The organism is Pseudoselenomonas caprae (assembly GCF_008271345.1).
GTDB classification, from domain to species: domain Bacteria; phylum Bacillota; class Negativicutes; order Selenomonadales; family Selenomonadaceae; genus Selenomonas_A; species Selenomonas_A caprae.
The window spans coordinates 134301-153863 of sequence record NZ_VTOZ01000001.1 but is presented as its reverse complement, the minus strand read 5'-3'; the positions used below and the strand labels follow the sequence as shown (position 1 = coordinate 153863).

Genomic DNA, 19563 nt, shown 5'->3' with positions numbered 1-19563 from the left:
TCAGCAACCTCCTGGACATGTATAGCCGCAGGTCCCCTGCAGTTCATGCAGCTTTTCCTGCGAGGTTTCCTGCAGCCCGGCCGGGATACGGAAGCGTTCCTTGTACTTGGCAATGCCCATGAGACGGTGCATTGCCTGATACGTCTCCACATCAAATTCCAGCCGTGCTGGCAGCCTGTCGCCCGTCGTCTGCGCGCGCATGACCAGGCGCATATCGAGAAGACGCTGCAAGGCCCGTGCGACCACCTGGGTGTTGCCTGCACCGAAGAGCTCCGCCAGGTACGCCAGCGGGATGCGCATATCCGTGGCCTCCGGCAGATAGACATCTGCCTCGGCGCGGCGCGTGATGGGCGAAAGTGGCGGCACATACCAGACCATCGGCAGGGTGCGGTACTCCGCATGCAGCGGCAGAGCCACCTGCCATTCCTTGACCAGCTTGTAGACCGGCGAATCCTGCGCAGCCTTGAGCCAGTTCTCTGGAATGCCCTCTTTGCGGGCTGCCGCCAGAACCTCTGGGTCGTGCGGGTCCATGATGATATCCAGCACACTGTGATAGATCTGGCCCTTGTCCGGCGTTGCTGCCGCTTCCTTGACCTTGTCCATATCATAGAGCAGGACACCCATATAGCGCAGGCGGCCGACACAGGTATCCGCACAGACCGTCGGCAGGCCGTTTTCCAGACGCGGGAAGCAGAAGATGCACTTCTCAGCCTTATTGGTCTTCCAGTTGAAATAGACTTTCTTATACGGGCAGGCGGGAATGCAATGGCGCCAGCCACGGCAGCCGTCCTGCGAGACGAGCACGACACCATCTTCCTCGCGCTTGTAGATAGCCCCCGACGGACAGGCCGCCACACAGGCTGGATTGAGGCAATGGTTGCAGACACGCGGCAGATATTTCATGAACAGATCATGGAACTCCAACGCGATATCGCTGCCCATGTTCCTGAGATTGACATCCTGGCGTGCCGACTGCCCATCAGCCAGATCGTCCTCCCAGTTCGGGCCCCATTTTATCTCCATGCGCTGCTGGGTGATCAGCGAACGCGGACGGGCAATCGGCTGATGGTTCTTGCGCTTGGAATTTATCAGCGTCTCATAGTCATAGGTCCACGGCTCATAATAGTCGTCAAGCTCTGGCTGGTTGGGATGATAGAACAACTTGGCCATGCGCGTGAGCTTGGCGCCCGAGCGCAGGCGCAGCTTGCCATTCTTGAGCTCCCAGCCGCCCTGCCATTTGTCCTGATCCTCCCAACGCTTCGGATAGCCGATGCCCGGCTTGGTCTCGACGTTGTTGAAATACATGTATTCCGCACCTTCGCGGTTGGTCCAGACGTTCTTGCAGGTGATGGAGCACGTATGGCAGCCAATGCACTTGTCAAGATTCATGACCATGGAAATCTGGGCTTTAATCTTCAAGCCAATCTACCTCCTCCATCTTGCGCGCTACCACATACATGTCGCGCTGGTTGCCCGTCGGGCCGTAATAATTGAATCCATAGCTGAGCTGGCCATAGCCGCCGATCATATGGGTCGGCTTCATATGGATGCGCGTCGGCGTGTTGTGCGTACCACCGCGGGTGCCCGAAATCTTCGAACCCGGCACATTGATGTGACGGTCCTGCGCATGGTGCATGTAGACGACACCACGCGGCAGACGCGGCGAAACCACAGCTCTTGAGGCCACGACGCCATTGTGGTTGTAAAGTTCCACCCAGTCGTTGTCCTTGACGCCGATCTCCGCTGCATCCTTTTCGCTCAGCCAGACCGTCTGGCCGCCGCGGAACAGCGTCAGCAGCTGCTGGCTGTCAAAGTACATCGAATGGGTACTCCACTTGTTATGCGGCGTCAGGTATTTCAGTGTGATTTCCTTCGCACCGCCGAGCTTGCTCTTTATCGGCAGATAGTCAAGGATGGGCTTATAAGTCGCCATCGTCTCGCCAGCCTCGCGCATCATCTCGTGGTCGAGGAAGAAGGACTGGCGGCCCGTCACGGTACGGAACGGCACGAGCTCCTCGACATTTGTCGTGAACGGCGTATAGCGGCGGTTCTGATTGCTGCCCGTAAACGTCGGACTTGTAATCGTCTCCTTAGGCTGGACAGCTACCTGTTCAAAGGTAAAGCGTTCCTGCTCGCGGTCCTTGGCCAGACGCGTGAGGTTGCCGACACCGGTCTTTTTCTCCAGCGCCTCCCATGCCTTGACGGCCACCTTGCCGTTGGTCGTCGTCGACAAGCCCATGACTGCATCAGCGGCCTGCTTGGCATCAAAGATGCTCGGCATGCCATAGGAAATATAGTCTTTATTCGTTATCGTGCCATTGCGCTTGGCGATTTCTGCGTACTCCTCACGGGAATCCCACGCAAAGTTCAGCGAGCCCATCGTCTCGGAAACACCAGGCCCCAGCGCAATCCACTTCTCGTAGATCTTCGTGAAGTCAATCTCGGTCTCGATGAGATTCGGCATGGTCTTGCCCGGCACCGGCTCACACTCGCCCTTGCTCCAGTCACGGATCTCGCCCGCAGGCTGCGCGCACTCGCCCTCGCTGTCATGCTGGATAGGCATGGCCACCACATCACGATAAGGCTTGAGCTTCGCCTCCTTGGCAACCTCCGAGACTTTCTTCGCCAATGTCTTGAATATTTCCCAATCGGTCTTGGCCTCCCAAAGCGGGTCGACTGCCGCCTGGAACGGATGCACAAACGGATGCATATCCGTCGATGACAAATCATCCTTTTCATACCAGGTAGCTGTCGGCAGGACAACATCGGCGTAAAGTGCCGAGCTTGCCATGCGGAAGTCGAGGTCGATAAGCAGGTCGAGCTTGCCATTTGCCGCACCGCTGAGTTTTTCCACCTCTTCTTCCGGACGCCAGTTGATTTCTTTAGGACGCGTCGCGCCCTCCTCTTCAGCAAACAAGCCATTTTTCGTACCCAATAGATACTTCAGGAAGAACTCATGGCCTTTAGCCGACGAACCGATGAGATTGTTGCGCCAGATAAAGAGGTTGCGCGGGAAGTTCGCCGGATCATCGGGATCTTCGGCCGCAAACTTCAGCGTCTTGTCCTTGAGGCTGTCGACGATGTACTTCTTGACATCCTTCCCAGCCTTACACGCCTCATCATGCAGCTGCTGGCCGCCCTTGTTGAAGGTCGGGTACGACGGCAGCCACCCCATGCGGGCCGCCAGTACGTTGTAGTCACCAGCATGGCGGTAACGCGGCTTACAAAGCGGACTTGTCAAATCCGCATAGTCCACCTCATCGCTGCGCCACTGGTCAGTCGCGAAATAGAAGAAGGACGTGCTGTTCTGCAGCCGTGGCGGTTTCTTCCAGTCAAGCCCCGTCATGATGCGCTGCCAGCCCTCGGCCGGGCGCAGCTTCTCCTGGCCGACATAGTGGGCCCAGCCGCCGCCATTGCGGCCCTCAGCGCCCACGAAAAGCAAGAGGTTCAGTATCGTGCGGTAAACCACATCGGCATGGAACCAGTGATTGATACCACCGCCCATGATGACCATGGTCTTGCCCTTGGTCTTGATGGCATTGTCGGCAAATTCCCTTGCCGTATGGATGACCGTGTCCATCGGCACACCCGTATATTTTTCCTGCCATTTCGGCGTATAGGGAACATCGTCATCATAGGAATGCGCCACCTGGCCGCCCAGGCCGCGGTCGATGGCATAGTTGGCCAGCGTCAGATCATAGACCGTCGTGACCAGCACCTCGCCCATGTCCGTCTTGACGCGTTTTGCGGGTACACTGCGCGTAAGCACGCGGCTCTCGCGCTCATTGCCGAAATACGGCAGCTCGATCTCGACGACCTCATCCATGCAGCCGAGCACCGACAGCTGCGGTGTGATCTTCGCACCGGTATCGCTGTCCTCCTCGCGCAGGTTCCACTTCTCCGTACGATCCCAGCGGTCGCCCATCGTGCCATTCGGGATGACGAGCCGGCCCGTCTTCTCGTCGATGACATAATGCTTGAACTCCGCATGCTTCTCGTTGCGGCCAAAGTCCTTGGCGTTCAGGAACCGGTCCGTATCGTACTTGCCATCCTCGCGCTGCACGAGCCGCACGAGGAACGGGAAATCCGTATAGCGGCGCGTATAGTCCACGAAAAAGTCACAGGGCTCGCCCCAATAGTATTCGTTGAGGATGACATGGCCCATCGCCATCGCCAGCGCCGCATCACTGCCGACCTTGAGCGAGATCCAGGTATCGGCCACCGTCGTCGACTCGGCGTAGTCCGGCGCAATCGAGACAACCTTCGTGCCCTTGTAGCGGGCCTCGGTCAAGAAATGCGCATCAGGCGTGCGCGTGAGCGGCACGTTCGAGCCCCAGGTGATGATGTAGCCTGCATTGTACCAGTCCGAGGACTCCGGCACATCCGTCTGGTCACCCCAGATCTGCGGGCTGGCCGGCGGCAGGTCAGCATACCAATCGTAGAAGGACAGGCCCGCGCCGCCCATGAGCTGCATGAAGCGCAAACCACCCGCATAGGACAGCATCGACTTGGCCGGGATGACCGAAAAACCGAAATTGCGGTCAGGTCCATACGTGATCGCCGTATGCAGCATCGACGCCGCAACGATTTCAGAAGCCTCCTCCCAATTGGAGCGCACAAAACCGCCCATACCACGGGCTTCCTTGTACTTCTTCATCTTGGCGGGGTCATTGGCGATACTCTGCCAAGCCGCCAGCACCGTCTTATGGTTTTTCCTAGCCTCACGCCACAGCTCTGCCAGCTCGCCGCGCAAGTACGGATACTTGATGCGATGCGGACTGTACAGATACCATGAGAACGACGCCCCGCGCGGACAGCCCCGCGGCTCGAAATCCGGCATATCCGGACTCGTCTCGGGATAATCATGGATCTGATTCTCCCAGGCCACCAGGCCATTCTTGACATAGATATTCCAGCTGCATGAACCAGTACAATTGACCCCGTGGGTGGAGTGCACACACTTGTCAAACGACCAGCGGTCACGATACATATCCTCCCACTCGCGGCCGCCCTCATTCAGCTGCTGATGACCACTCTGCGAATGCGCTTTCGGAACAAGGTATTTGAGTTTCTTAAAAACGCTGCTCACGTCGACATCCTCCCAAAACATAACATTACTATGCCTATCATTCTATCCGATTTGCTTTTCCTTTCATGTAATAAACATCACAGATTAAAGTTCCTAAAAACGATAGATGCAATTAGCAGGATTTTTCTCCTCCGCCGCGAAATAGATACATACCGAAAATACCAAAGGGGGGATTTACATGGATAGACAGATAGCCGTCTGGCTCTTGCAGCGCGGCTATGCCGACGACCTTGAGCAGGGCATACGCTTTGCAGAGGCTCTTGGTAAAAACGAATGTACCGACGAAATGCTGGATACTCTTGGTCATAACATCGATGTCTTCATGACGGTAGGCGGTCCAGTCACCGCTGAAAACCTCCTACCTTTTATGCAGGATAAATACAACATGGCCACCAAGCTCATCAAGTTCTGGAATGAGAATCCCAAAGACACCAACGCCATCTTCTTTTTCAACGAATGCCGCAAACAGGGAATCGAAGTATGACAGCCAAATAGCCTCCCATGATCGGGAGGCTATTTTTCTTATCCGCATTGCGTTATAATGGTAGCAAAAACTCTTACGAAACGGAGCATCCACCATGAATAAAAACGGTTCCACCTACCAAATCTACGTCGAGATCCTCAAGCGCGAGCTCGTGCCAGCCATGGGCTGCACCGAGCCAATCGCCATCGCCTACTGTGCCGCCAAAGCCCGTGAAGCCCTCGGCACTGTCCCCGACCGACTCGTCGTCACGGCCAGCGGCAACATCATCAAGAATGTCAAAAGCGTTGTCGTGCCGAACACGGATGGGCGCAGGGGCATCGAGGCCGCTGCGGCCATCGGCGTCGTGGCGGGAGATGCGCACGCCGCCCTCGAGGTCATCGCCCATGTCACGGCCGCAGACAAAGCACGTCTTGCCGGCTACCTCGACACTGCCACTATCACCGTCGAAGCCGCAGTCTCTGAACACGTCCTCGATATCATCGTTTCAGCCAGCAAAGGCGATGACACGGCCGAAGTCCAGATTGTCAACGAACACACCAACATCGTCAAGATAACCCGCAACGGAAAAATCCTCTTCCAAAAGGAAATCGCCGCCACGGTTGACACGGGCAAACCCGATTACGAATGCATGACCATCGAGGATATCTACGACTTTGCCATGACCTGCGATCTCGAAGACGTCCGTGCCATCCTCGACCGCCAGATTGCCTATAATACCGCCATCGCTGACGAAGGTCTCAAGAATGACTACGGTGCCAACATCGGCAAGACACTGTTGAAGGCCTTCGGCAACGACATCCACATCCGCGCCCGTGCCCGCGCGGCGGCAGGATCAGACGCCCGCATGAACGGCTGCGAGCTGCCCGTCATCATCAATTCTGGCAGCGGCAACCAGGGCATGACCGTATCCCTGCCCGTCATCGAATACGCCAAGGAAGTCGGTGCGACGAAGGAGCAGCTTTATCGCGCCCTATTGCTCGCCAACCTCGTGACGCTGCATGAAAAGGAGGGCATCGGCCGCCTGTCAGCCTATTGCGGCGCTGTAAGTGCCGGCGCTGGTGCTGGTGCCGGCATCGCCTGGCTCTGCGGCGGCGACTACCAGGCCGTCATCCACACCATCGTCAATGCCCTGGCCATCACCTCCGGCATCGTCTGCGACGGTGCCAAGGCATCCTGTGCCGCCAAGATATCCGCCGCCGTCGACGCCGGCATCATGGGCTTCGAGATGTACCGCAATGGCCAGCAATTCTACGGTGGCGACGGCCTCGTACTCAAAGGCGTCGAAAACACCATCCGCAACATCAGCCGCCTCGGCCGAATCGGCATGAAGGAAACCGACAAAGAAATCATCGATATGATGATCGGCAAATAAAACATAAAACAATGTTCCCCAAAGATAAAGCAGGCCCATCAGCTCGAACCTCCGAGTTGATGGGCCTGCTTTAGTTTCCCTTACCTGTTCAGATGCGGAATTTCGCCGCCATATCCTGCAAATCCGAAGCCATCTGCGCCAAGGACTGGGAAGCTGCAGCAATCTCTTGCGTAGAAGCTGACTGTTCTTCCGTAGCCGCTGAGATGGATTCTGTCTGCTCCGCCGTTTTACGGCTTACTTCGTCGATGCGGCTGACGGCAGTTTCGATGTGGCCGCCGCCGGCAGATACCGTCTGCACAGCTGCATCGATTTTCGCCATATGCTCCTTGATGGCCGTGACCCGCTGCATGATTTTGCCAAACTCCTCGCCTACGGCGCGGATAGCCTCAGCACCGTTCTTCACCTCATCGGTACCAGACTGCATCGTACTCACAGCTTCGCTGGTACCGTTTTGAACGGCACCTATGCGCTGGCGGATTTCCTCCGTTGCCAGCTGCGATTGCTCCGCCAGCTTGCGGACTTCATCAGCAACGACCGAGAATCCGCGTCCCTGCTCGCCAGCACGAGCCGCCTCAATAGCCGCATTGAGTGCCAAGAGGTTTGTCTGCTCGGCAATCCCCGAAATCGTATCGATAATTGCTCCAATTTCCTGGGAATTCCTGCCCAGATTGGCCACGACCTCAGCCGATTCGCCTACACTGGACTCGATGCCAGCCATGCGTTTTACTGCCTGTTCCATAAGTGTCTGTCCCTGCGCAGCTGCATCAGCCGCTGCCACTGTCATTTCTGTTATCTGCTGGACCTTTTCAGCCACGCCGTTAAGTTCAGCCACTACCTCCTGGACATTATGATTGGCTTCATCGACATGTCCAGTCTGTGCCGACATGCCGGCAGCGACCTCAGATACCGTCTGCGCTACATTTGTCGATGCCTCAGCCGACTGCTGGGCACTGGCTGTCAGCTCCTCACTGGAAGCTGCTACCTGCTCCGACGTAGCACTCATCTGGGTGATAAGCTTCTTGATATGCCCCTTCATGACATTAAACCCACGTCCCAGATCACCGAGCTCATCGGCTGACAGATTCGCAAGATCTGCTCCTGTAAGATTGCCCTCGGCAAGCTCAGCGGCATGATCCTTGAGTTCCAGGATACGGCGGGTCATACCAGTAGCAAATTGCAGGCATGCCCAAACGATGAGCAGGATTCCGGCCACGGTCAGCAATCCATACGTCCATTTGAGTGTCGTAAGCTGTCCATAGATTACGTCTTCTGGTACGAGGATGCCGGCAATCCAATGCGTACTTGGAATCGTCGCATAGCCAAGTACCATTTCCTTGCCATCTTTTTCTACTTTGGCAAAGCCTGCAGCCTGCTGCGTCATGCGTTCGTATTCCTGCTGAAAGCCTGGCAGGTCCGCTGCATTCTTATTCAGTGCCTCCGAATCCTCCGTGGCGATGACGTTGCCGTTATTGTCCAGAATATAGCCCGTTCCCTCGCCCTGATATTTGAGTTCCTTTACTACGTCGCTCAGAACATCGAGGAAAATATCCTCACATATCGCACCTCTGTACTCGCCTGATGCACTACGATAAGGAGCCGCAATAGAAACCACCATCTTGCCAGTAATCCTATCCACATAAGTATCCATAAACTCAACCTGTCCCGAGGCCTTCGGCAGTTTATAGAAACGCATCGTCACCGGATTAAGTTTTGGTGCCAAATTGCCCGCACGATAGCCGACAATCGTGCCCTCGCTGTTACCCACGATAAGATCCGAAACTGCATTGACATCCTCACCTGCAACTGCCAGCAGGGAGCGCAGCTGTTCCGGCGATTTCGTGCCATCATCCTGTTTGGCCATAAGGTCTGCGGCCGATACTGCCACCTGTTTCTTGGCCGCCAGCCAGCCATCCAGCTTATTGGCGGTTCCCTGCATCGTATCTGTGATTTCCCGCTCTACGCTGCTGCTTAAATGTGTGCTAGCCAGATAGTATCCCACACCTGATACAATCGCCATAATGACACCGGCCACACCAGCCAATGCAAAGAATTTTTGTCTAATACCCATATCCTTACCTCCTTGAGTTATTACCATTTTTATTTTATTCTAAAAAAATCTCTAATTCAAGGACAATTTGTAAATTTGTAACTTTTATACGGACATTTTTATCGATAAAAATTGCGCAATACCAGGTCAACCCTGACATTGCGCAATATCAAAATTCAAAATTTTTTTCCGCTGCTTTATTTCACTTCGTTCAAGTTATCTTTATCGATAATCAGCGGCGTACAGAGATATGCCGGTACAGTAACCGCACCATTGTTGTACGATTTGACATCGTTGATATCAGGCTGCGTCCCCTCGACGACGGCTTTTATCATACGAATCGTCTTGGCTACCAGCAGTTCTGGCGCTTTGTAGATCGTAATGGCCTGCTCATCTTTACGGATAGCATCGAGTGCCTGGCTTTCAGCATCCTGACCAGTCATCAGTGGCATCTGGCCATAGCCATTTTTCTTGAGCGCTTCGCGGATGCCGCCAGCCAGTCCGTCATTAGGGGCAAGAATGACATCCAGCTTTACGCCCGCATCGGCTCCCTGCAGGAGCTTCTCCATGCGCGCTTCGGCGCCTTTGGCCTCCCAGCCTTTGATTGCTACCTGCTCAAAACTGGTCTGCCGCGACGGGATGACAAGCTGCCCCTTGTCGATATACGGTTTCAGGACATCCATCGCCCCAGCGAAGAATACATGGGCATTGTTGTCAGCCGGATCGCCGGCAAAGACCTCCATCTGAAAAGGTCCTGCCCCACCTTTCAGATTCAGTTTGGCTTCGATATATTCGCCCATCGCCTGGCCAACGGCAGCATTATCAAAGGATGCGTAGTACGAAACGGCATCAGAGTTCATGACCAGACGATCGTAGGCGATGACCGGTATCTTTTTCTCCTTGGCAGCGTTCAATACTTCCTGCAAGGCTTCGCCATCCACAGCACCAATAACGATACATTTCGGTGCCGCCTCCAGCTGGGACTTGATCTGATCAGCCTGCTGGCTGGCTGTATCCGCAAATTGCAGGTCAACGGTATAGCCTTCTTTTTCCAGGCTTTCCTTGATCGTCTGGCCATTTTTCTGCCAGCTTGGCGACGAATTGGCAAATGCCACCGCCACTTTTTTATTGTTATCCGCATCACTGCCACAACCACCGAGCACCAAGGCACTAAGCCCCAAGGCTGCCAGACAGAACAGCGTAATGATTTTCTTCATCCTAAGGCCTCCTCAAATCTTGAACTTCGCCGCGGAATCGGAAAGTTCCTCCGCGAGGCTTGCCAGATTGCGGCTGGCATTTGCCACTTCATCCATAGCCGCTGACTGCTCCTCTGTCGCTGCCGATACCGACTGCGTCTCCGAAGCCACATCAAGGCCTGATTTGTTGATGCCTTCCATCACTCCGACCAAAGTCTCCGCCTTCGCCGCAGACTTTGCCGCTTCGCTAAGGATAGCGTCGGCATGCCGGGTAAGATCGGTCACAGCCGCTGCAATGTTTTCAAAGGCACTGCCTGCCTGTGATACGACAGTACGGCCACTCTGCACATCTTCCGTCCCCTTCTGCATGCGCTGGACAGCCTGCTCCGTATCCTGCTGGATAGTCGTAATCAGCTCTGCTATCTTGCGCGCTGCCGTATTCGACTCTTCGGCCAGCTTGCGGACTTCATCAGCGACTACAGCAAAGCCGCGTCCATATTCACCGGCACGGGCGGCCTCGATAGCGGCATTCAGCGATAACAGATTCGTCTGCTCGGCAATCCCGGAAATCGTGCTCGATATCTGCCCGATTTCCTCCGACCGCTCCGCCAATTTCTTGATGACCTGCGCCGAATCCATAACCGAATCTGCAATTTCCGCCATCTGCTCTACGGCACCAGCAATGGCTGCCTTGCCGTCCCCAGCGATGACTTCGACATTATGCGCAGCATCGACCGAAGCCGACGCCTTACCTTGAAAGCCATGCAGGCTTGCAGACATTTCCTGGATATCCGTGAGCGATGCACTTACGGCCTCACCCTGCTGGCTGGTATTCCCGGCCACATTGGTAATCGATACAGCTACCTGCTGCGTTGCCTGTGCCGATTGGCTGGCATTTTCTGTCAGCTGCGTCGCAAAAGTCGACACTTCCTCCGACGTCTGCTGGATGTGCTTGATGAGTTCCCGCAGATTCTTGATGGTATCACCATAAGCCATCGTGAGCTCCCCAAACTCATCCTGCGTCTGCGGGACAGCCTCAACCTTAAGGTTGCCAGCGGCCACTTCCCGCGATACATCCATAAGATAACGGATTGATGTCATGATTGCCGAGCTCAGATAGAATGCCATAGCACCAGCCAATAACACGACGAGAACAATGCAGACAATCAACGTCCATTTCGTTCTTTCATACTGCGCCGAAGCCGCAGCACTTTCCTTATGGATGAAATCCTTGCTGCTGTCAACGACATGGCTGAGCTTTGCCGTCATTTCAGCATATTGGCTGCTGGACTTATCCAGCAGCTTGATTGCCTCGGCATTTTTACCATCCTTGGACAGCTTGATGATCTCACGGGTATTTTTCTTATAGCTTTCCCAGATGCTGCGCATTGACTCGAAGTCTTCCCGGACTTCTGGCGCCACGGATGGTTCCACCTTATCGAAAGCAATATCCAGCTGATCTGCACGTTTCAGCGTTTCCTGGGCCGCATGAATGCGATTAGGAAGCGTCGTCGCCGTAGCTACGGCATACTCGCCCTGCCGATAATCTGATAGCGTATGACTGCTTTCCACACCAGCCATAACGCTTGCCAAATGCTCCGTCGCAATGCGAAGCGCTCCTTCATTGATACTGTTCAGGCTATAGCCTGTATACAGGCCATTGGCAGCAAAAATAAAAATAAGCGCCCCAAAAACCAAAAACAGTTTCTGCCGAATTGTTATCCGATCCACTAAAACTTCCCCCCTTTTGTATTTAACAAAATTATTATACCATAAAAAATACTTCGCAAACATAAAAAATAATTTCTGCCTGCGAAGCATTTTTTTATTAGCAGTCGACCCTGCCATTAAGTCAAACTTTGAACTTTTCTACCTGTTTCTTCAAGTTTTCTGCGCTCTGCTGCGACACATTGATTTTTTCGAGAATCTCATTGGCGAGCTCCGCAACATCCGTAACTTTCTCAGCCACGGTCGTATTACCCACGGCACCTTCATGCGTAGCCTTAGCGATTTCTTCCATGGCATTGCTCATGGATTCTACGGCATCGTTAAGCTGCTGGGCCATCATGTTGCTCGTCTTTGCGAACCCATTGACATACTTTGCGTCTTTCTCATACTGAATCGCCGTTTTTTCCAGCATATCGTAATCATTATTGACATTCGTATCCATGAAGTTCAACAAGCTGAACGAACCATTCGACAGATTCTGTACCGAACCTGTCACCTGCCCCGTAAGCGTCTGGATTTTCTCAGCCGTATCATGCGACTGCTCGGCCAGCTTACGTACCTCATCTGCTACCACGGCAAAGCCACGCCCGTATTCGCCAGCCCTGGCCGCCTCGATAGCCGCATTGAGTGCCAAAAGATTTGTCTGCTCAGCGATATCGGTAATCTCCTGCGTCAGCATATTGATATTGTCCACGACTTTCGCCGATTCGATGGCGGTCTCCAGGGAAGATTTCGTCTCCGCATAAATACGCCGTGCCTCGCTGCTGGACTGTTCCATCGTTGCCTTCAACGTGCTGGCCCGTTCGGCAATCTCTTCCGTATAGCTTTCACTATGCTTCGCCTCTTTGGCCGTTCCATGGATCTGATCCCGCAGTTTGTCGCTGAGATGCTGCAGATTTTCCGTCGAAGCTGCCGTCTCTTCCATACCTGCTGCCATTTCCTCGGTAACGGCAGACATATCCTGCGCATTGCTATTAAGACCATTGACCAGTTGCTGGACTTCTTCCACCATGGCCACACTGCTTTCCGTCTCCGTACGGACATCTTTCAATACCCCGCGCAACGACTGCTGCATCTTTGAAAGCGCCTGTACTACCATTCCGACCTCATCCTGCCGCTCCAGCAGTGCGGACGGAATCTCCTGCGTCAAATCGCCAGCAGCCACAACATTGAGCCGTGCCACGGCATCATGCAGCGGAGCAGCAATGCTGCGGGCAATATAAATAGCCACGCCAAAGCCCAGCACAAAGCCCAGCACGATAATCGCAGCAAAAATCTTGATGGTACGCGCATAACTTTCGCTGAACGTTTCAAACAGCTGCTTGCTCTGTGCTACATTATCCGGCGTCAACACCGAAAGATTAGCAGCAATAACCTTTGTCGCACCAAGATTTTCCATAATCTTGACCTTATCTTCCAGGCTATTGCCCATCGTCTCAACAGCTTTTACCTTGCTTTCAGCCGTATCCAGATTCTGGCTGAGCTCCAGCAGCGCCTGCTGTGCCTTGTCACTACGGTCTATGCGTTTGAGCTCTTCGGCATCTGTACGGATAGCATGCAGCTGATCAACCATATCCTTCAGCAATACCTTACGGGATTCCTGCGGATAATCCTGCTGCAGCAAGTAAGCCACATCGACATCAAGGGTGCGCAGCCGGTTGTTGGCATCATTGAGGACCTGCGATGACATGATATTGTAGTTATACATATCATCCAATGCCTGCTTGGCCTTGCTGTCTGAATAAATCCCCACCGCAGCGATCAGTGCCATGATAACCAAGAGGCTTCCTGCCAGCAGCAGGATTTTGATTTGTACGCTTAAATTCTTTAACATCTCCAGCCACCGTCCTTAGTGCAAGAATTTTCCAATATTTTCTTTAGTAATTTCTACAAAAGGAACCAGAACATCTTCTGGCTGCTTATTCCCTTGGCGCAAAGCCTGGATAAGCGCAAAGACTCCCTCACCCTGCCCCTCGGCATCCTGCTTGACAGTCTGGCTCATCCTACCATCACTTACGGCCTGCAAAGCAGCATCAGTCGCATCGACACCGCTTACCAGAACACCATCCAGTCGGCCGGCATCCCGTAATACCCGGATTGCCCCCAGGGCCATATCATCGTTAGCTCCTATCACACCATCAATCTGCGGGAAAAGCTTGAGCCACAGAGACATCTGCCGCAAAGCAACAGCCTCGCTCCAGGAACAATCGGCCGAAGCCAGCAGCTGGATATCCGGGCGCTTATCCAGGCAGGCCTCCTTGAACCCTTCCCAGCGTTTTTGGGCACCACTCTGGGTCATCTCTCCATTCATATAGACAATCTTTGCCCCCTGCGGCAGATTTTTGGCCATAAACTCTCCCTGCATACGTCCTGCCTCACGGTCATCCGATACCGATGAGAAGAACTTACCTCCGCTGATATCGCGATTGATGCGGATAATAGGAATCCCCGCCGCATTGGCTTTCTCAATCTCAGGAATGATTGCCTCGCCATCCACAGCTGCCAACACGATAGCCGATGCCTTAGCATCGATGGCCTGGTTGATCTGGTCATGCTGCAGATTTGCGTCGCCCTTGGCATCCTCGACTTCCGTCTCGATGCCAGCCGCCTGCAGCCGGTTCACGACAGCCCGTTTCAACTCCCCCTGAAATCCTGTATCCGCATTGTCGTGCAACAGGCAATACACCTTTCCTGAACTTATCTCCGAACTGCCGCATCCAGTGACTACCATCGCCGCAATTACGAGCAGTATCGGTAAAATCCTCTTCAATTGCTTCACATTTACACACTCCCATTCTTATCATTCTTACATCTTTGGCTGTGCTCGTACCCACAGTCTTGGTTAATTTATTCGACAAAATTACAACAATTCCTTCAAAAATATTTCTTTTTTGAAAAAAATATATCTTATATAGAAAAAAACACCTCTTTTCGAGGTGTTTTGTCTTCAATTTTCGCATATTTTATTCAATATTGCATACTTCCCGACCACAATTTTCACATTGGATAGCCTGCTTGAGATAGTCGATATCCTTGATGAAAATCAAATGCCCGCGATACTCGATGACACCGGCCTTACGTAATTCGCTAAGCATGCGGTTGAGGCTTTCGCGCGCCGTCGCCGAGTAGTTTGCCAGCTCCTGATTCGTCAGCGGCACCGAGATCAGGATTCCGCCATCCACTGCCTTGCCATAGCTGTTAGCCAGGCGGATCAGTGTCGAGTAGAGCGCCCCCTTCTTGCCATAGAGCAGCAGGTCACGGAACTTCGAATGCTGCTTGCGCATATGCGCGCTGATGATCTTCAGCAGCTGCACGGCCAGCTGGGGCCGCTTCTCGAGATAGGCTTGCAGCACGGGGAACTCGATGGCATAGACTTCGGCGGCACTCTGCGCAATCGCATTGAAGATATAGACCGGATTGTCATCGTAGAGCGGCAGCTCACCGATGATGCTGCTGCGCGTCGCCAGCCGCAGGCTCAGCACGCGCCCCGAAGTCGCATACTTCGTGATGAATATCTGGCCGGTACGCACAATATAGAAATATTTCGCGGCATCCCCTTCATGGAACAGGTACTCGCCATCATGGAGCATGACGACCTTACCGGGGATTTCGTAGAACTGGCGGACTAAAGCTTCCATCGCATAACCTCATTTCGTTTTATCATCTTTTAGTCTACTAAAATTTATCTGGGAAAACTGTGCGTTTTGTTACGTGTGCCGTGAGATTTGTTACTTACTTATTGATATTTTTCAATTATACTTGACTCAAATCAATGGCGTATTTGACCGCCATTCGCTATTATTCTTATGGGATAGGAGATAAAACTATGGCAGAAAACGATGTACTGCTTGCGCTCGGAAATGCCCCGAGCCGCAAGGAAATCCTCGCACACTGGGAACCAGAGAACGAAGCCTTCTGGAACAAGTATGGCAAGAGGATTGCCAACCAAAACCTCTACACCTCGACCTGGGCACTCGTCCTCTCCTTTGTCGTCTGGACCCTTTGGGCCACGATTGCCGCCAAGCTCAACACCGTGGGCTTCCACTTTAGCGATGAGCAGATCTTCACGCTGGCCGCCCTGCCGGGACTCATCGGCGCAACTGGCCGCCTTTTCTACACCTACCTGCCGGGACTGCTCGGCGGCAAAACCTCGACCCTTGTCACAACGGCCCTGCTGCTGCTGCCGGTCATCGGCCTTGGCAACGCCCTGCAGGACACGACGACATCCTACGACACCTTCGTGCTGCTCGTCGCCTTCATCGGCATCGCCGGAGCAAATTTCTCCGCCTCGATGGCTAACATCGGCTTTTTCTTCCCCAAAGCCAATAAGGGACTGGCGCTGGGCATCAACGCGGGTGTCGGCAATCTCGGCGTCTCGCTGATCTACCTCACAGCACCGCTGCTCTTAGGCTGGAACCTGTCTGGGCTCTTCGGGCCCGGCCTGCTGACCGCTGACGGCAGCCCACTCTACTTGCAGAATGTCTGCTATTTCTGGGCCATCCCGACTGTCCTCACGCTCGTGCTCATCTGGCTGTTCATGGACAACCTGCCGCTGCCCAAGCAGAGCCCGAAATCCATTCTTTCCATCTTCGGCAATAAGCATACTTGGCTGATGTGCTGGATCTACACCTGCGGCTTTGGCTCCTTCATCGGCTTTTCGGCAGCACTCGGCCTGCTCGTCGCCAAGGAGTTCCCCGAGGTCTCCTTCTCAATGGCGGCCTTCCTCGGCCCCTTCATCGGTGCCAGTGTCCGCCCCCTTGGCGGCTGGCTCGCCGATAAGCTAAACTGCGGTTCGCGTGTCACGCTGCTGTCACTGTTCGTCATGCTCGCCGCCAGCTTCGCCGTGCTGTTCGGCATCCAGACACATAGCTTTGCGGTCTTCTTTGCCTCATTCCTGCTGCTGTTCCTGACAACGGGTTTTGTCAACGGGGCCTCGTTCCGCATGATTCCCTATATCTTCAACAATCCGTTCCATTCGTCACTCGTCACGGGCTTCACGGCTGCCATCGCCGCCTACGGCGCTTTCCTGATTCCGAAGATCTTCGGCTGGTCTTACGCCAGCTTCCAGAGTGTCACGCCAGCCTTCTATATCTTGATTGCCTTCACGGTCAGCACCATCCTCATCACCTGGTATTTCTATGACCGGCAAGGCTCTGGCATCAAATGCTGAGCAGCCGCAGCTTCAGCCTCCCCAGACGGGAGGCTTTTTTTCTGCCAGCAATACTGGTAAAATATAAACAAGAGCTATGAACTGCAAAGGAGACGATAACATGGATCCACGTACCGGACTTACGCATTTTGACGAGAAAGGACAGGCCATCATGGTCGATGTCAGCGGCAAGCAAGAGACGAGCCGCACGGCCATCGCCACGGGCCGCATCAAGGTCAATCAGGCCGTCTATGACGCCATCGAACAAGGCACGGCCAAAAAGGGCGACGTACTGGGAGTCGCCCGCGTCGCCGGCATCATGGCCGCCAAGTCCACGAGCTCGGTCATCCCGCTCTGCCATCCGCTGCCGCTTGCCAAATGCAGTGTCGACTTCACCATGCTGCCCGAAGAATGTGCCGTCGAGGCACAGGCCACGGTCAAGGTGACGGGACAGACCGGCGTCGAGATGGAAGCCCTGCACGCCGTGAGCGTTGCCCTGCTGACCATCTACGACATGTGCAAGGCCATCGACAAGCGCATGGAAATCCAGTACATCCACCTCGATAAGAAGACTGGTGGCAAGAGCGGCGAATTCGTGCGCTGAAACATTTTTACTATAAAAAACAGGAGCCGTGAAGATCCATCATCTTCCACGGCTCCTGTTTTTTCAAATGGCAAAAACGATCATAAGCTTCCCTTGACAACGGCATTGGTCTGCGCAATGGCAGTGTGTGCCTTGTCAATGGCAAGTCCCAGGACACGCATCTGCTTGTCCGGGTTGTGGAAGCCCATGCTGCTCTCGGCAGCTACGAAGTCCCAATACCACTGAGCCTCACGCAGCGTCTGGCGAGCTGCTGCCAGCTGCTCATCGGTAGCACCGGCATCCATCGCTGCCTTGATTGTCTTATGGGCTTTGGCGACCGTCTGGCCAGCAATACGCTGAAGCTTGAAGGTGTTGTCGCCAATCGTCTTGACGCGCTTGGTCAGTGTCTCAGCACTTTCCTGATGGCACTTCTGGCATGACTCCTGCGGCGTGAACAGCGGGTTCGTCATCCAGTGGGACGTATATTTCTGGCCATCCTTGCGCATATACGGCATATGGCAGTCAACACAGGTAACGCCATTCATGGCATGGATGGAATCCTGCCAGGTCTCGTAGTCCGGATGCTGGGCTTTGAGCATCGGTGTCTTGGAGTCCGCATGGATCCAATCCTGCGTAAAGCCGCCAGCATGGCCATCCTGATAATACTGATAGATCTGCTCGGCATCAAAACCATTATCCCACGGCTCGACGACGCGGCCGTCTTCCTTGGCAAAGTAATACTCGTTATGGCACTGGCCGCAGACATACGCGCGCATCTCGTTATGGGATGCCTGGCTGATATCTACGCCACGGCGCGCCATGGCCTCGACAAAGCCCTGCTGATAGACACGCAGATCCATCGTCTCGGGATCATGGCAGCTCGAGCAGCCAAACCACTCGTCATCCTTGATAGGAGCGGCAATCTCATCAAAGGGTTTCGTGGCAAAATCCCAGCCACTTTCCTTGAAGTAGACATCATACATATAGGAACTCTTGCAGACGATGCAGGAGCCCTTCTGCCCCGGACGACGTTTCGACTCGAGGATGTCGATGCCGGCATACGTATGGCCGCGGTCATCGTCATACTGAAGCGCAAACTTATAGCCCTTGAAATTCTCGAGTGCCTCCGGCTGTTCCTTCAGATGATCCACCTTATCTGAACCGCCATAGCCAGTCGGCGATGGATGCATTTCATTATTCTTCATGAACGACTCGTATTCGAGTGGATAGGCATCCTTATACCCATCCTTGGTCAATTGCTGATCTTTCGGAATCTTAGCGAGCTTCACGCTGTCATCGTTCGGTGCTGCACCGATGCGAACCACGACAAAGCCGAAGAACGCGACGCAGACCGCTGCGATTCCTGCTAATATTTTCTGTAGCTTACTCAACTTTTATCCCCCCTTCGAGATGGTTCGCGCCATGAGCAATACTGCTATGGCATTTCATGCAGTCAGCACCGGTGTCGAGATCGACGCCAATCTGCGCATGAACATTCTTCATGGTGTTCTCATGGCAGCGCAAGCAATTCGCGTTGACCGTCTTCTTGCCGTCAGCCGAAAGCTTGATATGTGCCGGATAATCCCGGAGCACCTCATGGTAGGTATCCACCATGCCGGTTCTCCCCTTCTCGATCATATAGATGGCCATGTTGTCATGGGGCAGATGGCAATCCACACATTCGAGTTTGCTATGGGTTGACTCGGCGAAAGTCCACGCCTCTGTCTTCATGGCATGACAGGTGCCGCAAAATTCCGGACTCCCCGAAAACGACATCATAGCCGCCCCAAATCCGCAAGCCGCGACACCAATGACAAATCCTCCCGCCAAACATGCCAGCGTGTGTTTCTTAAAAAGCTGTTTGAGTTCCACTTCCGCTCCCCTCCTCTCACTTCTACGCCCATTATAGCATCCG

General features: G+C 54.1%; 14 protein-coding genes. 4 read left to right on the top strand and 10 right to left on the bottom strand.

Features of this window, described 5'->3' with window-relative positions:
• Together narH and FZ041_RS00645 are read right to left on the bottom strand one after the other, a co-directional pair.
• Positions 1-1419, bottom strand: coding sequence for a nitrate reductase subunit beta (narH, locus tag FZ041_RS00650; RefSeq protein WP_149188191.1), 1419 nt, complete (start codon positions 1417-1419; stop codon positions 1-3).
• Positions 1409-5089 carry a nitrate reductase subunit alpha gene (locus FZ041_RS00645; RefSeq protein WP_149188190.1) on the bottom strand — a complete coding sequence of 1227 codons (3681 nt, stop codon included), beginning with the start codon at positions 5087-5089 and terminating at the stop codon, positions 1409-1411. The genes narH and FZ041_RS00645 overlap by 11 nt, the downstream gene beginning before the upstream one ends.
• A gap of 178 nt (positions 5090-5267) precedes the next feature.
• Here FZ041_RS00645 and FZ041_RS00640 point away from each other — a divergent pair, with 178 nt between their 5' ends.
• Positions 5268-5573: a hypothetical protein gene (locus tag FZ041_RS00640; protein WP_075445424.1), complete on the top strand. Its 306-nt coding sequence runs from the start codon at positions 5268-5270 to the stop codon at positions 5571-5573.
• 94 nt (positions 5574-5667) lie between these two features.
• Entirely contained in the window at positions 5668-6945 is a 1278-nt protein-coding gene (locus FZ041_RS00635) for an L-cysteine desulfidase family protein (RefSeq protein ID WP_149188189.1), read from the top strand.
• Positions 6946-7033: 88 nt separating this feature from the next.
• Here FZ041_RS00635 and FZ041_RS00630 read toward each other — a convergent pair whose 3' ends face one another.
• From FZ041_RS00630 to FZ041_RS00605, 6 genes are all read right to left on the bottom strand, one after another.
• On the bottom strand, positions 7034-9013 hold the full coding sequence (locus FZ041_RS00630) for a methyl-accepting chemotaxis protein (protein ID WP_187626269.1): 1980 nt from the start codon (positions 9011-9013) through the stop codon (positions 7034-7036).
• Positions 9014-9189: 176 nt separating this feature from the next.
• Positions 9190-10209, bottom strand: a complete 1020-nt coding sequence (locus FZ041_RS00625) for a substrate-binding domain-containing protein (RefSeq protein WP_075445430.1) — start codon at positions 10207-10209, stop codon at positions 9190-9192.
• A gap of 12 nt (positions 10210-10221) precedes the next feature.
• Positions 10222-11919 carry a methyl-accepting chemotaxis protein gene (locus tag FZ041_RS00620; protein ID WP_187626268.1) on the bottom strand — a complete coding sequence of 566 codons (1698 nt, stop codon included), beginning with the start codon at positions 11917-11919 and terminating at the stop codon, positions 10222-10224.
• A gap of 121 nt (positions 11920-12040) precedes the next feature.
• Positions 12041-13750 (bottom strand): methyl-accepting chemotaxis protein, encoded by a 1710-nt coding sequence (locus FZ041_RS00615; protein ID WP_149188186.1) that lies wholly within the window; start codon positions 13748-13750, stop codon positions 12041-12043.
• Positions 13751-13765: 15 nt separating this feature from the next.
• Entirely contained in the window at positions 13766-14695 is a 930-nt protein-coding gene (locus FZ041_RS00610) for a sugar ABC transporter substrate-binding protein (protein WP_255449174.1), read from the bottom strand.
• 184 nt (positions 14696-14879) lie between these two features.
• Positions 14880-15554, bottom strand: coding sequence for a Crp/Fnr family transcriptional regulator (locus FZ041_RS00605; RefSeq protein ID WP_149188185.1), 675 nt, complete (start codon positions 15552-15554; stop codon positions 14880-14882).
• 188 nt (positions 15555-15742) lie between these two features.
• On the opposite strand from FZ041_RS00605, the gene FZ041_RS00600 reads away from it, so the two are divergent.
• Both FZ041_RS00600 and moaC read left to right on the top strand, forming a co-directional pair.
• Complete coding sequence (locus FZ041_RS00600) at positions 15743-17086, top strand: MFS transporter (protein WP_149188184.1); 1344 nt, start codon at positions 15743-15745, stop codon at positions 17084-17086.
• Positions 17087-17186: 100 nt separating this feature from the next.
• The gene (moaC, locus tag FZ041_RS00595; protein ID WP_149188183.1) at positions 17187-17669 is read left to right on the top strand and encodes a cyclic pyranopterin monophosphate synthase MoaC; all 483 of its coding nucleotides are present in this window, start codon (positions 17187-17189) and stop codon (positions 17667-17669) included.
• A gap of 80 nt (positions 17670-17749) precedes the next feature.
• Here the strand turns inward: moaC and FZ041_RS00590 are convergent, their stop codons facing one another.
• The gene (locus FZ041_RS00590) at positions 17750-19039 is read right to left on the bottom strand and encodes an ammonia-forming cytochrome c nitrite reductase subunit c552 (protein ID WP_149188182.1); all 1290 of its coding nucleotides are present in this window, start codon (positions 19037-19039) and stop codon (positions 17750-17752) included.
• A complete protein-coding gene (locus FZ041_RS00585; RefSeq protein WP_149188181.1) occupies positions 19032-19520 on the bottom strand; it encodes a cytochrome c3 family protein in 489 nt (162 codons plus the stop codon). Before FZ041_RS00585 ends, FZ041_RS00590 begins: the two co-directional genes overlap by 8 nt.
• Between the last annotated feature and the right edge of the window lie 43 nt (positions 19521-19563).

Excerpts from the sequence above, each read along its gene's own strand:
- FZ041_RS00615 (WP_149188186.1), bottom strand. The coding sequence starts at position 13,750 with ATGTTAAAGAATTTAAGCGTACAAATCAAAATCCTGCTGCTGGCAGGA.
- FZ041_RS00605 (WP_149188185.1), bottom strand. The coding sequence starts at position 15,554 with ATGGAAGCTTTAGTCCGCCAGTTCTACGAAATCCCCGGTAAGGTCGTC.
- FZ041_RS00640 (WP_075445424.1), top strand. The coding sequence starts at position 5,268 with ATGGATAGACAGATAGCCGTCTGGCTCTTGCAGCGCGGCTATGCCGAC.
- moaC (WP_149188183.1), top strand. The coding sequence starts at position 17,187 with ATGGATCCACGTACCGGACTTACGCATTTTGACGAGAAAGGACAGGCC.
- FZ041_RS00625 (WP_075445430.1), bottom strand. The coding sequence starts at position 10,209 with ATGAAGAAAATCATTACGCTGTTCTGTCTGGCAGCCTTGGGGCTTAGT.
- FZ041_RS00600 (WP_149188184.1), top strand. The coding sequence starts at position 15,743 with ATGGCAGAAAACGATGTACTGCTTGCGCTCGGAAATGCCCCGAGCCGC.
- FZ041_RS00630 (WP_187626269.1), bottom strand. The coding sequence starts at position 9,013 with ATGGGTATTAGACAAAAATTCTTTGCATTGGCTGGTGTGGCCGGTGTC.
- FZ041_RS00635 (WP_149188189.1), top strand. The coding sequence starts at position 5,668 with ATGAATAAAAACGGTTCCACCTACCAAATCTACGTCGAGATCCTCAAG.